General features: G+C 48.8%; 10 protein-coding genes. All 10 read left to right on the forward strand.

Annotated features, from left to right (window positions below; translation table 11 throughout):
- The first annotated feature begins 299 nt into the window (after positions 1 to 299).
- Positions 300 to 1616: a hypothetical protein gene (locus J0895_RS07370; RefSeq protein ID WP_207087461.1), complete on the forward strand. Its 1317-nt coding sequence runs from the start codon at positions 300 to 302 to the stop codon at positions 1614 to 1616.
- A 123-nt stretch (positions 1617 to 1739) separates the two neighbouring features.
- Entirely contained in the window at positions 1740 to 2315 is a 576-nt protein-coding gene (locus J0895_RS07375) for a TIGR04376 family protein (protein WP_207087462.1), read from the forward strand.
- 467 nt (positions 2316 to 2782) lie between these two features.
- The gene (locus tag J0895_RS07380; RefSeq protein ID WP_207087463.1) at positions 2783 to 2971 is read left to right on the forward strand and encodes a hypothetical protein; all 189 of its coding nucleotides are present in this window, start codon (positions 2783 to 2785) and stop codon (positions 2969 to 2971) included.
- A 139-nt stretch (positions 2972 to 3110) separates the two neighbouring features.
- Positions 3111 to 4418 (forward strand): metallopeptidase TldD-related protein, encoded by a 1308-nt coding sequence (locus J0895_RS07385; protein WP_207087464.1) that lies wholly within the window; start codon positions 3111 to 3113, stop codon positions 4416 to 4418.
- Positions 4419 to 4471: 53 nt separating this feature from the next.
- Positions 4472 to 5329, forward strand: coding sequence for a DUF3153 domain-containing protein (locus J0895_RS07390; protein WP_207087465.1), 858 nt, complete (start codon positions 4472 to 4474; stop codon positions 5327 to 5329).
- 619 nt (positions 5330 to 5948) lie between these two features.
- The gene (locus J0895_RS07395; RefSeq protein ID WP_207087466.1) at positions 5949 to 6356 is read left to right on the forward strand and encodes a response regulator; all 408 of its coding nucleotides are present in this window, start codon (positions 5949 to 5951) and stop codon (positions 6354 to 6356) included.
- A 744-nt stretch (positions 6357 to 7100) separates the two neighbouring features.
- On the forward strand, positions 7101 to 9092 hold the full coding sequence (locus J0895_RS07400; RefSeq protein WP_207087467.1) for a serine/threonine-protein kinase: 1992 nt from the start codon (positions 7101 to 7103) through the stop codon (positions 9090 to 9092).
- Positions 9093 to 9196: 104 nt separating this feature from the next.
- Positions 9197 to 10354 (forward strand): serine/threonine-protein kinase, encoded by a 1158-nt coding sequence (locus tag J0895_RS07405; RefSeq protein WP_207087468.1) that lies wholly within the window; start codon positions 9197 to 9199, stop codon positions 10352 to 10354.
- 75 nt (positions 10355 to 10429) lie between these two features.
- Positions 10430 to 12310 carry a WD40 repeat domain-containing serine/threonine-protein kinase gene (locus J0895_RS07410; RefSeq protein WP_207087469.1) on the forward strand — a complete coding sequence of 627 codons (1881 nt, stop codon included), beginning with the start codon at positions 10430 to 10432 and terminating at the stop codon, positions 12308 to 12310.
- Positions 12311 to 12387: 77 nt separating this feature from the next.
- Positions 12388 to 14280, forward strand: coding sequence for a serine/threonine-protein kinase (locus J0895_RS07415; protein WP_207087470.1), 1893 nt, complete (start codon positions 12388 to 12390; stop codon positions 14278 to 14280).
- The last annotated feature ends 279 nt before the right edge of the window (positions 14281 to 14559 follow it).

The raw sequence follows: 14559 nt of genomic DNA on the forward strand, positions 1-14559 counted from the left end.
AATCACGCAGATGATTATTCTTACTCGCTTTTACTATTTTAACACGGTCGGCTCATATCCCCACGGATAAATCCGGGGGCTTTACGCCGATTCTCGGTAACAGAAAGATGGTTGACCGTTCTGGCAAAAGCGAGGACAATAAATGGGTGCAACTCGTTGAAATGGATTAGGCCCTAAAATTAGGACTGTCGGATTGTGTAAACTAGGTTATAAAATCGGAGGGGAACTGCCCGGTTGCCAGTAGTCGCCCGATGATTGCGATCGCATCTTTAAACCCTAACCCTTATAAAAAAAAGGCCATGTCTCAGGATATCAGCACCAAAACCATAGACTCACCCCAAGCGGAACAGGAGAGAGGCGGGGTCGGGACCTCGAATTGGTCCGTCGATGCCTACGCCGATCGCCTCATGAATGACCTGTTTCACGATGTAGACCGAATTTTAGATGGAGGCAGTCGCAAACCCAAACCCGCACCCCCGGATTTGGTGACATTGCAATCGGTGCAAGTGCCACAAATCATCCTCCCTTCGACGATGATGCCCAAAACTGCAGCAGAAACGACGGTGGATGCCAAGGCAACCCGCACGGATAAGCGACGCAAGGGACAATCGTTCGATCGCCTCTTATTAGGGTCCGCCTGTGGATTGCTTCTGATTACCCTGGGTTTATGGTTATGGAATCGAGGATATTTGCAGCAATTCTGGGCGCAAATTGCCCCGGCACAGCGTGTAGCTGTGGAGCCTCCGAAAACGCCGGAACAGTTGAAAGCTGAGGCAGACGCGGATTTTGCCGCCTATATGGAGCGATCGCTCGATGTCATGGACCGCCAAGCGTCGGGTCAACCGGCTCAACCTGTGGTGCCACCCAATACCGCGTTACCGATTCCCCCGCCGCCCCCTCCGGTGAATGTCACGGTTAATCCCGCGAATGTGATGATCCCTGCACCTCAAGTTACGGTGAATACTCCCCATCAAGGGAATCTTGCCGAAGTGCTCAATCGGATTGCGATCGCCTTGGAACGCGGCATCAATCCGACTCTGGTGCAACCCAATCTGACCGTTACAGTTCCTCGGACCCCCGCAGCGCCTCAAACCACCGCAACAGCGCCAGCAACTCCAGCACCAGCACCGACGGCACCGCCGAAACCAGCAGCGCCAGCACCAGCAACTCCGGCACCGGCACCCCAAGCAGCTCAAGCCCCCACCCCAGAACCGGCCCCCACTCCCACTCCCACCCAACCTCCAAGAGCGGTTACCGTCCAACCCCAGGTGGCAGCGCCACCCCCCCCGGTTCCGCAACCCGCACCCCCAACCGCAGAAGAAGCCCCCGGAGATAATGGAGCAGCCGAAAGTACCGCAGGGGAAGAATCGGAACCCGTTCCCGCAGCAGCGGCATCCAGTTCTAGCGTTTCGGGTCTCAAGCATCAATTAGTGGGAATTCTGGAATTGGGCGATCGCTCCGTTGCCTTATTTGAAGTCGATGGAGTTCCCCGTCGGGTGAATATTGGCGAGACGATCGGCTCCAGCGGCTGGAGTTTAGTTGAAGTCAAAGACGGCGAAGCCATTATTCGTCGTAATGGTGAAGTCCGCTCAATCTATACGGGACAGTCTTTATAGGGAATCCCCCTTTAAGACTCATCAACCAGTAGGGGTGCATCCTGTGCACCCCTAGTCGTGAAAACAATCACGAAAAATTGCCATAGATACCTGAAGTAAAACCTGAGCGAGGGAGTGCCTGCAATGGGTCTATTTGAAGACATGAGCCGGTTCTTAGAAACCAGATTAGAAGAATTTATGCGAAATAATCCTCATCTGGAATTGCAAGTGCTAGAAGAGCAACTGCGCGAACAAGAGGAAGATACCCTCAAGTTAATTCTGGAATTGCAACGGAAAGAAAAGCAATTGCAGGATAGCATTCTCTCCACCGCTCAGGAGATTCAACTCTGGCACGATCGCGTTAGTAAAGCCAAAGCTGCCAATCGGGAAGATTTGGTGCGTGCCGCACAAGAACGAGAAGCCTCTTTACTCCGGGAAGGCAATCAATTCTGGGGACAAATGCAAGGGGTGAAAGAACGGATTGAAAAGGCGAAAGATTTGTATCGTCAGATTCAAGTTCGCCGTCGGGAAGTGAAGGCAAAATCCGTTGAGGCAGAGACAGCGCGTGCTCAAACAAAAACTGAAACGAGTTGGGATACGGGATGGAATAAAAATTATAACCGCAGTTTTAACAGCGGTGCAGACCCTTTGGATCAGGAATTTCGCCGTTGGGAAGCTGATGAAGAGTTGGAACGTTTGAAGCGCAATATGAAACGGTGATTTTTACGATGGGTTTGGTAATTCGGAAACGACTGAAGTCGTTACTACAAACTTAAGAGTTTTATCGGGGTTCAACGTCCCGAATTTAGTCGTTATTTAGACAGTCAAAAATGAAGCCGGAAACGACAGCAATTCCTTCGTTCGGGGTGACCAGAATGCCACAAGGCTTGAGCTTTGACTGTTTTACCGATTTGTAGTCAGGACTTACGCATATTTTCCAAGTCCAAGCTCTATAGCAATCCTAATCGGCTCCCCTCTCCCGCTTTGGGCCGCCGACGAGAAAGGGGTGAGGGTCCATTCGCAAAATCATTTAGAACCGCTATATAGCGCGTCTAAATGATTTTGACATAAAGAAAGCGAGCAAGATGCTCGCACTCCTAGGGTTTCGGGCTTGGGTCCATTCGCAAAATCATTTAGAACCGCTATATATACTAATTCTCACATCAACCTGTTGAAAAATAGCACTTATGAACTTGCCAGAATTTGAGTATTTAATTCGCAAAACGGTCACCTATTTGGATTTTCATAGCGATGATGCCTCCAAGGAGTTAAACGCACAGTGGCAACAGGTCCTTATAGAGATTCAGCGCCTCAAACGACAGAAACAGCAGGAAAAATCCCGTCGCAGTCCCAGCAAACCGCCCAAACCCGAGTAATTTCCAGGAATTTTCGGAAAAACCCCTGGTATTATTGCTCATGACTGATGTTATTCCCAGATTCTGATCCAGACGGGTAGCGATCGCAGCCCGATCCGACCTAAGATCGAGAAGAAAACCAGTAACAACAACAGAAATTGTGAGTGATTCGACTCTAGAGAAAATTCTCAACTTGGCAAAATCTCGGGTAGACTCTGCCGAGGTTTACTATGTCTCCAGTCAAGATACCCCAATTGAATTTGAAAACAACCGCCTGAAATCCCTGCAAACCAAAGCCCTGCAAGGGGTTGCCCTCCGGGTGATTTCCAAAGGCAAAATTGGCTTTGCCAGTTCCACGGACCTCACCCGCCTCGATGATTTAGTCGATGCTGCCGTCCAAACCTCATCCATTGGAGACAGTGCCGAATTTGAGTTCGCCAGTAACCTGCATTTGTCCTCCCCAGCCTCAGAATATCAACCCCCAACAACCCAGGAATTGCTGGAAGTCGGTCGAAATCAAATTGAGCAAGTTCATGCTTACAACCCGGATATTCTGGTGGATGTCAGCTTTCATGTTCGCAATGGGACGGTCAAAATTATGACCACCCAAGATCTGTATGCCACGCGATCGAGCCAGATTGTTAGCGCGAGTCTGAGTGGTAACTTAGTCAAAGGGGAAGATTTCCTGCAAGTTTATAGCTATGATGTCGCCCGCGATCGCCTTCCTGACTTCGATCGCATCCTCAAAGACATCCTCAGAAAATACCAACTCGCCGAACGTCCCGCCACCATCACCAGTGGTTCTTTCCCAGTCTTCTTTACCCCCAGAGCCGCAGCCAGTACCCTAGGCAGTCTATTTGATACCATCTTATCCGGTCAAGCGGTAGTCCAAAAGGCATCCCCCCTCATGGATAAAGTCGGCGAAAAAGTATTCGATGAGCGCCTGACCCTATTTGAAGACCCCACCATCGGCCCCTCAGCTTGTGAATTTGACGATGAAGGCACCCCCACCAGTCCCAACACCCTAATTGAAAACGGCGTGGTGAACGGGTTTTACTGGGACCGACGCTGGGGGGCCCGTGCCGGGTTACAATCGACGGGAAACGGGTTTCGCGGTGGACTCTCGCGCCCAGGACCAGATTTGGTCAACCTCTGCGTGAATCCGGGTCATACCTCCACCGCTGAGTTAATTGCCTCAGTCAAGGAAGGATTGATCATTGAGCAAGTGCTTGGCGCCGGTCAATCTAATCAACTGGCGGGGGAATTTTCGGTTAACTTAGATTTGGGTTATAAAATCGAAAATGGCGAGATTGTCGGGCGAGTGAAAAATACAATGGTTGCCGGGAGTATTTTTGAAGCCTTTGACAATTTAGTAGATTTTAGTCAGGAACGGGACTGGGTAGGCGGCGGTGCATTATTGCCGAGTATGCTGTTTGGTAAACTTGGAGTTTCTGCCAGACAAGGTTAAATTTTCTGTTTGTAAAAAATGAGTTAATCAATTGACCGGAGGGAGAGAAATTTGTGAAATTAGCAGTTTTTGGGAGGATGGTCCGGGAGTGGATTCAAGGGAGAGTCAGGCGATCGCCAGTCTGGATTGTCCTGTTACTGGTCCCAATGTTGCTGACCGGCTGTGTGGAATATGATGTGGGGATTAACTTTGAGAGTCAAACTCATGGAGAAATTGTCCAACATATTCAACTCGGAGAACGACTCAAAGCCTTTAGTAGTTCTACCGCTCAAGTGTGGTTAGATAGCATCGAACGCCGCACTCGCCAATTGCACGGGCAGGTTAAACGCAGTTCTGACCGAGAAATTACGGTGAAAATTCCGTTTAATAATGGGGCGGAATTAGTAGATAAGTTTAACCAATTTTTCAATCCCGATCAGGGGAGTCAAGGGGAGTTAGCGAATTCCCCCGAGACGCAAATTCCCGATATTTCTTCTCAGATGACCCTCAGACAACGGAATGTTTTACTGGCGATTTATAATCACTTAAATTACGAGTTAGATTTGCGATCGCTGGGGGTAATTTCCTCCAATGGCACCGTGATTGTCAGTCCGGGGGTTCTGTTAGATCTGGAATTTACCTTAAATACGCCCTGGGGTGCACAGGCCGTTATCTCAGACGATGGACTGATGCCACAGAGTCGCAACAATGGTCGGCAACTGGTCTGGACCCTCCAACCGGGACAAGTGAATCATCTGGAGACCCGATTCTGGGTCCCGAGTCCGATTGGAATTGGGGCATTAATCATTGCATTATTTGTGACCGTCAGTATCTTTTTAAAAGACAAACTGTTACCCGCCTTGGGAATGGGTCAGCGCAAACCCCTCAAGGCCAAAAAACCCCAACCGGAAACCGCTAATCTCGGGGGTTAAAGGTTAGTTAGCATCCGGGGAGGAGTAGGGTGGGCACTGCCCACCGTAAGTTGCCAGCAGGAGTAGGGTGGGCACTGCCCACCGTAAGTTGCCAGCAGGTGGGCAGTGCCCACCCTACAATAGTCAGGTGGGCAGTGCCCACCCTACAATTGCTGGACTAAAGTCACAGGGTTTTCAGGGGATTTTTTATAAAAGGGTCAAAAAGCTGAGTCTGTCCTCGGTTAAGAACGAACCTAGTGCGATTAATTCGGCGGGCAAGTTGAGCAAATGAGCAAACTTTATCAAAGCTTTACGAGGGATGAAGCTAACCGGAAAATATCCGGGTTTGATTGCCGCAGAAGAAAAGCGATCGCCTGGTCGGGCGAAGGGCGGTTGTTTTCGGCGTTTAATCTAGGTAAAACCACTGTAGCATCATCCACCAAAAACCCGAATTTTGTTTCTGGACCCTATTCGTTATTTCATGGGAAAAATAGGGTAAAGTTTAAATAGAGATATACCCATCGTTCAGGGGATAGAGTATCGTCCGATTGAGTCAACAAAGATTTGGCCGAAAAGCCGGTCAAGTTGTTGCGATTCTAACCTGTCCATCTGAAGTGTTTTTAAGGACTGGAGAGAAAAAATGTCTGAAAATAATAGTTCCGTAGCCACCATTCTAGCCGTCGATGATAGTATCGTCATGCAAGATTTAGTCAAGCGAGCATTAGCTCAGGATTATCGCGTCCTAGTGGCAGATAATGCCGTGGATGCTTTGTCGATGATTTATCACGAGCAGGTTTCTATTTTGTTGCTCGATGTTTCCATGCCTGGAATAGATGGCTTAGAACTTTGTCGAACCGTGAGGAACATCCCGCAATTTCAAGAACTGCCCATCGTCATGCTAACGGCTCGCGATGGGCTGTTTGATAAGGTCCAAGGTCGGTTAGCTGGAGCAACGGAATATTTAACTAAGCCCTTTGATGCAGCCCAACTGCGTCAAGTCGTCGGAAATTTTATTAATAGTAATCAGCCCTCGGAAGTCGCCGACTAAGCTAAAAGTTTAGGGGCAGGTTATTGACAAATAATGTCCCAATTCTTTCCCGAAAAACAAGTCGGCATTGACCTAGAGCGATCTGAAGGGAAACCGAGTCCTCGGACTGGGGAAAGCGGATGGGGAGAGGGAGAATCTTGGGAGGAAAAGAGTGCCAGCCTTCAATCAAAAATTAAGACTGCATTCAAAACCCATAATAGCATACAACAATTGGTACTTAGGCGGTTAATCCATAAAAATTAATAAATATTCAAGAAGTGTAAAATTTGGCCTAAAAATTGGTTGATCCCGAGGGGGGTTACCCCAAGAAAGCCCCGAGGAGTTAGCTGTTAGGGAACTCAGGGGATGACCACAAAACTCCAGGCGATCGCTGCACAAAAGAGCAAACGACCACCGAGGTAGAGGGGTTTTGCTGAGGATGGTCGAAATACTTGGACGCTGACAAGGCAAAATAAAACTATAGCAGCGCCTTTATCAGTTGTGGAATGCCCTCACCCCCAACCCCCTTCGACCCCCTTCGACCCCCTTCGACCCTTCGACTGGCTCAGAGCTCAGGACAGGCTTCTAGTGAGTTCATCGAACTATGGCTCAGGGCTCAGGACAGGCTTCGACTGGCTCAGGGCTCAGGGCTCAGGGCTCAGGGCTCAGGGCTCAGGACAGGCCTCTCCCAAAGGGGGAGAGGGGAGCTATATATGTCATAAATCATTTAGGATTGCTATAGATCGGTTCATCGCCTGCCCCTATATGAGCTACTGCCTAAATCCCCGGTGTCACAATCCCCAAAATCTGCCGAAGACTTCAATTTGTGAAAGTTGCGGCTCAAAGTTACTGCTTAAAGAACGCTATCGAGCGATCAAACCGATCGCCCGAGGGGGATTTGGCCGCACCTTTTTTGCGATCGATGAAGACCGCCTCAATGCTCCCTGTGCCATTAAACAACTGCTGCCGACCCTACAAGGCAGTAGTGAATCCAGACAAGCATTGTTCGAGAAGGCCGTCTCCCTGTTTAACCAAGAAGCGGTCCGACTTTACGAACTGGGAGAACATCCCCAAATTCCCACTCTGCTGGCCTCTTTTGAACAGGACAAACGCCTGTATTTGGTGCAAGAGTATATTGACGGTAAAACCGTATGGCATGAACTCAAAGAGGGGGGTCCATTTCGGGAGGAGAAAATTTGCGAACTCCTCGCGGGAGTCTTGCCGGTTCTCCAATTTGTCCACTCCAAAAATGTGATTCACCGAGATATTACTCCGGGTAATTTGTTGCGACGGAAGCGAGATGGTCAACTGATTTTGATTGATTTTGGGGTGGCCAAACAACTGACGGACGTTTCAGTTGCTAAAACCGGGACAAAAGTTGGGACAAGCTGTTATGCACCGATCGAACAGCTTCGCAGTGGAAAAGCGTATCCCGCCAGTGATTTGTATGGGTTAGGGGTGACCTGTATTCACCTGCTGACGGGGGCAAAACCTGATGGACTGTTTGATCCGATTAAGGGATGTATTTGGCGGGAGTATTTGGCGAATCGAGGCCGGACGATCGCCCCGCGCCTCGGGGATATTCTGGATAAAATGATTAAAGATAACTTGAGCGATCGCTATCAATCGGCCCAGGCGGTTTTGACCGATTTGGCCGCACTTTTCCCCCCGGGCGATCGCCACGAACTCCGCAACGCCGCCACGAGGATACAAAATCCCCAGTTCACGAAACCTCAAACAACCCGGAATTTACTTCCGCATGGGGAGAGGGTGAGTCCTGTGGCTGTTTTCTCGAAACCCCCGATGAGTAATCGCGCCTCAACCCACAGTGGGCCTCGGTGTGTGGGGACCCTCACGGGCCATACCTCTTGGGTGACTTGTCTGGCGATCGCACCCAACAGTCACATTCTCGCCAGTGGCAGTCTCGACGATCGCATCCTGATTTGGAATTTTTTTACCGGGGAAACTCTTCGCGGGTTATCCGGTCATACCAAATCTATTAATGGACTCGCCATCTCCCCAGATGCTAATCTTCTGGCTAGTTGCAGCGATGATGGTACTATCAAGCTTTGGCATCTGAATACGGGCCTGGAAATTGCCACCTTGACGGAACATTTACGGGATGTAAATTCCCTGGCATTTAACTCCACCGGCACGATTTTAGCCTCCGGTTCCGAAGATAGAACTGTGCGACTTTGGCAGATTGGAACTGGACCGAAAGGAAACATTTCTGTCTCACCTTTGTGTACTTTGGCCGGTCGTTCGGGGATGATTAAAGCCATTGCGATCGCACCCAATGGTCAACATTTAGCCAGTGGCGGTCTGGATAACGCCATCCAAATTTGGGATTTAAAACAACATAAAGTGCTCTATACCCTGGGGGGACATCTGCAATCGGTGAACTGTTTGGCAATCAGTCCCGATGGTACCCTTCTAGTCAGTGGTAGTAAAGATAGAACTATTAAACTCTGGAATTTTTCCACAGGAAAACTGATTACTACCTTATCCGGCCATCGGGATATGGTGAATTCCGTGGCCTTTTCTCCTGATGGAAAACTCATCGTCAGTGGCAGTACAGACCAAACTTTAAATCTCTGGCAAATTCGCCAAGAAAAAGGCCAATTCTTCACCAACTTGGTTACCACCCTCACCGGACATACTGGGGCGGTGAATGCGGTGATTTTTGCGCCGGATGGTAAACTGGTGATTAGTGGCAGTTGGGACGAAACGATTAAAATTTGGCAAGTCTTGTCTTAACAATCAGGCGGATTAGCCTAGTTTGGACAGCAGTTGATTTGTTTCAGTGCGATCGCCACTCATCACCGAGGAACGATACCCATTCTGTCAATTCCCGTAAGATTATGACCTATTGTCTCAATTCAAACTGCCCTAACCCCTCCAATCCCCCCAATACCAAATTTTGTCTAACTTGTGGGGCTAAATTACTGTTACGCGATCGCTATCGGGCGGTACAACCCCTGGGCCAAGGGGGGATGGGTCGCACCTTTTTCGCCGTTGATGAAGACCGTCTCAATGCACCCTGTGTCATTAAACAGTTTTTCCCCCAAATTCAAGGGACTGCTGCCTTAGCAAAAGCTACGGAACTGTTTCAACGGGAAGCGGTGCAACTGCTTCATCTGGGGGAACATCCTCAAATTCCCTCTCTTTATGCTTATTTTGAACAAGATAAACGCTGGTATTTAGTCCAGGAATTAATTGACGGACCAGACCTTTTAAATGAACTCAAACAACAGGGAGCATTCAGCGAAAATCAAATTAAATCCCTGTTACTCGATTTATTGCCGGTTCTGCAATTTATTCATGACAATCATGTGATTCATCGAGATATAAAACCGGAGAATATTTTACGTCGTCGCAAGGATAATAAGCTAGTTTTAGTAGATTTTGGGGTTGCTAAAGAAGGGACGGGGACTGCCTTGGCTCAAATGGGAACTCGCGCCGGAACTCACGGGTATGCACCCCTAGAACAAATTCGCGGGGGTCAGGCATATCCCGCCAGTGATTTATATAGTTTGGGCGTGACTTGTATTCAGTTATTAACGGCAAAAATGCCCGATGATTTATATGATGGGATGAATGCCCGTTGGGTGTGGAAAGAGCAACTGGCAAAGCAAGGGAAAAGTACCTCTCCAATTTTAGCCCAAATTTTAGATAAATTGCTGCAAGAATTAGTGCGCGATCGCTATCAATCAGCGACAGAGGTTTTACAGGTATTACAACCGGGGGCGATCGCCTCCCCTCCTCCAAATCCAGTCCCTTCCCCTCCCCTCAAACCCCCTGCTGCACCCAAAACTCCTCCCTCCACCCGCGTTCAACCGGGAAAATTTGACCCGGTTTCCGTGGATTTAGCAGCGATTAAAACTCATTTTAGTCAAGGACAACCGGGCAATGCTCCCCCACCCAAACCCAGCACAACTCCCCCACCCAAAACCCCAGGATTTGACCCAATCGCCGATGAATTAGAAGCCTTACGTTCCGAATTTGGACAAGAACCGTAACCCCAAAAACTCCCTTATAACCAGAATTGGTATGAGAAAAGCCCGTATCCTGAATCATTTTACCTTAAAAATGGCATGAGCTATTGTCTCAATCCCCACTGTCAAAATCCCGAGAATCCAGCCGATATCAAATTTTGTCAAAGTTGTGGCACCGAGTTACAACTGAACGATCGCTATCGAGCACTTTCCCTCCTGGGAGAAGGGGGATTTGGCCGCACCTTCATCGCCGAAGATGCCGATCGCTTAAATGCCACCTGTGTGATCAAACAATTTTTGCCCTTACCCCAAGTTCAGCAAAATTCTGAATTATTGGAAACAGCGACTAAAATGTTCGCCCAGGAAGCTCAACGACTGTTACAACTCGGAGATCATCCCCAAATTCCTACCTTATTTGCGGATTTCTCCATTGACGGTCGTCTCTATTTGGTGCAACAATTCATCAATGGCAAAACTTTGTTGCAGGAGTTAGATGAAAATGGACCATTTTCTAGCGATAAAATCAAAAATTTATTATTAGATTTATTGCCAGTTTTACAGTATATTCATGATAAAAATGTAGTTCATAGAGATATTAAGCCAGAAAATATTTTAAGGCAAAAATCTGATGGAAAATATGTTTTAATTGATTTTGGCGTAGCTAAACAACTGAGTAGTAACGTTTTAGTTAAAACTGGAACAAAAATCGGGACCGAAGGCTATGCACCCATTGAACAACTGCGGGGAGGAAAAGCATATCCTGCCAGTGATTTGTACAGTTTGGGGGTGACTTGTATTCATTTGATGACTGATACAAATCCCGATGAATTGTACGATCCGATGAAAGGTCGCTGGTTGTGGCGAGAAGAATTAATCAAAAAAGGAATGACGATTGATCGCCGCTTAGAAAAAGTGATTGATAAGATGGTGCAGGAGTGGGTGAACGATCGCTACGAAAGTGCGGGAGTGGCGCTGGCCGACCTCTATTGGTCAATTCCTCAACGGTTTATGTCCAAATCCCCGACATCCCCAACGACGACCCCGACAATTAACCCCTCGATTCCGACCACCTGGAAATGTATTCATACTTTGACGGGTCATCAGAACTATGCGATCGCCGTGGCGATTAGCCCCGATGGAGAAACCTTAGCCAGTTGTAGTTATGATAAAACAATCAAGGTCTGGCATTTGGCTACCGGGAATGCGATCGGAACTTTAACCGCTCATACTGGGTGGGTGAGTTGCCTTGCAATTAGTCCCGACGGACAAATTCTAGTTAGTGGCAGTTTGGATAATACCCTAAAGTTGTGGGATTTGGGCAGTGGGAACTTATTGCAGACTTGGGATGGATTAAATGCCTATCCATTGTCGATTGCGATCAGTCCTGATGGGGGAATACTCGCGGCAGGTTGTTTTGACAGTACCGTGAAACTGTGGGACCTGACAACGGGGATGGCAATCGGGACTCTGACTGGACATACGGGGTATGTGGAATCTGTGGCGATCGCCCCGGACGGTAAAACCTTAGCCAGTGGCGGTGGATACGATGACCATACCATCAAATTATGGGACTTGAGCAGCGGCCTAGAGCAAACCACCCTCCAGGGACATTTGGCCTCAGTCCGTGCAGTCGCCTTTACCCCCAACGGTCAACAGTTAGTCAGTGGCAGTGAAGACAAAACCGTGAAACTGTGGGATTTACAGACCCACACCGAGATCTACAGCTTGCCGACCCTGAAGGATTGGGTACAAGCGATCGCAATCAGTCCCGATGGGGAAATCCTAGCCTGTGGCAGTCGCGATCGGCTGATTAGATTATTTCATCTGAGGACCGGACAAGAACTGTGCACCTTAAAATGGCATTCTGGACCTATTACCTCTCTTGCCTTTAGTCCGCAAGGCAACAAATTAGTCAGTAGCAGTTGGGATAATACAATCAAAATTTGGCAAGCTGTCTTGTCAACTGAAAATAAAACATAAAATAGGCAATCAAGCGCCGAGACAAAAATTTTGGTAAAGACTGATTATTGTATAACCACTTCTGAGTATTTGCTCGTATGACTTATTGCGTGAATCCCGCTTGTCCACATCCCCAAAACCCACCGAATATCCCGACTTGTCTAAGTTGTGGCTCGAATTTCCTGCTCAAAGAGCGCTACCGTACCATCCAACTTCTCGGAGAAGGGGGTATGGAACGAACTTTTTTGGGGGTGGATCAACAACAGCAAGACACCTACTGCATTATCAAGCAAATGCTGCCGGTCGAAACCGGCGAAGAAGCCGCAGCAAACAGTAGTACCCCAGAAAAGACTCTTGAAGTCTTCCATCACGATGCTCAACGTCGGCAGGCAATGGGAAATCATTCGCAGATTGCCAAGTTGCTAGATTATTTTGAGCAAGACAAACGCCTGTACATGGCGATCGAGTTTATCGACGGGCAAAGTTTGCTCGAAGAGATGGAACAACATGGCGCGTTCACAGAACCCCAAATCTGGGAACTGCTGGACCTCCTCTTACCCGTATTCAAAACCATTCACGATCGCAATATTATTCACCGAGATATCAAACCGGATAATATTCGTCGCCGCCAAAACGGACAATTAGTCCTGACGAATCTGGGCATTTCTAAACATTTAGCCAGTCTTGGACTCGCCCGAACCGGAAGCACCATTGGCACCGAAGGATATGCGCCCCCAGAGCAAATCCGGGGGGGACTCGCCTATCCGGCCAGCGACCTCTATAGTCTAGGGGTCACCTGCATTCAACTATTAACTGGAGAGTGGGTTGACGATTTGTACGACCCTCTGGAGGGAAGATGGATCTGGAGAGAACGACTCTGGAAAATCGGGACCGATGTGAGTGACCGTTTAGCCCAAATCCTAGAGAAACTCTTGCACGAGGGAGTGAATGAACGCTATCAGTCTGTAACCGAAGTTCTGAAAGACTTGGATTCCCAGCGACCGACCTTTTTGAATCGGTCAGAAGAGCAAAGTTTACCGCCCACCGTCCCCACCTCCACCCCAGGGGCCACTCCACCCCAGGGAAATCCCAATGCCTGGAGATGCATCCGGACCCTCAAAGGTCATCAAGGTTGGGTATGGGGGATCTCCTTTAGTCCCGATGGCAGTACCTTAGCTAGTGGTAGCGCCGACCAAAGGGTAATCCTGTGGGATATCCCCACGGGCGATCGCCTCCGGACCCTAGAGGGTCATTCCGATTTAGTCCTGTGTGTCGCCTTTAGTCCCGTATCTCCCCTGTTGGCCAGTAGCAGTCGAGATAAAAGCATCATTCTGTGGAACGCCAAAACCGGGGAACGGATTCGGAATCTTCGGGGATGGTTTTCCGGCCATTCTGAATTAGTAGATGCTCTAGCCTTTAGTCCGGATGGGACCATCTTGGCGTCCGGGAGTTGGGACCGGAAAATTATTCTGTGGAATCCATCCACCGGCAAACCATTTCGCAAGCTCAGGGGCCACTCAAGCTGGGTCTATTCCCTCGCTTTTAGTCCCGATGGCATTACCCTAGCCTCGGGCAGTCGCGACACCACCCTGATGCTGTGGAATGTCCACACGGGCAAGCAGTTTTTTACCCTCTACGGCGATTCTGGCCTCGTCAATGCCGTGGCTTTCAGTCCCGATGGCAAAACCATCGTTAGCGGCAATTTTGACGGAACTCTCATCTTGTGGGATGTGGGTCGAGGTGAACAAATCACCCGTTTATCGGGACATTCAGAACGGATCAATACTCTAGCCTTTAGTCCCGATGGTAAATTACTCGCCAGTGGCAGTCGGGATCAAACCGTTATCATCTGGGATATCGGCCAGCGATCGCCCCTATGTACTCTGAGTGACCATAGCGATCGCGTCTTTGGCGTCGCCTTCAGTCCCGATAGCAAAACCCTCGCCACTGCCGCAGGAGATGAGACGGTTAAGTTGTGGCAGGCACCGTGATGTTTGTCATTGGTCATTGGTCATTGGTCATTGGTCATTTGTCATTTGTCATTTGTCATTGGTCATTGGTTGTTGGTCATTGGTTGTTGGTCATTGGTTGTTGGTCATTGGTTATTGGTCATTGGTTGTTGGTCATTTGTCATTGGTCATTTCCGGCGTTCGTAGTAACGACTGAAGTCGTTATCCCTCTTAAAGTTCGTAGTAACGACTGAAGTCGTTATCCCCATCATCCCTCCTCCAGGTCCTGCAAAATTGACCGAATCGAGTTGAGATAGGCAA

Origin of the sequence: Phormidium pseudopriestleyi FRX01 (assembly GCF_017313335.1) — a bacterium.
Taxonomy (GTDB): domain Bacteria; phylum Cyanobacteriota; class Cyanobacteriia; order Cyanobacteriales; family Laspinemataceae; genus Laspinema; species Laspinema pseudopriestleyi.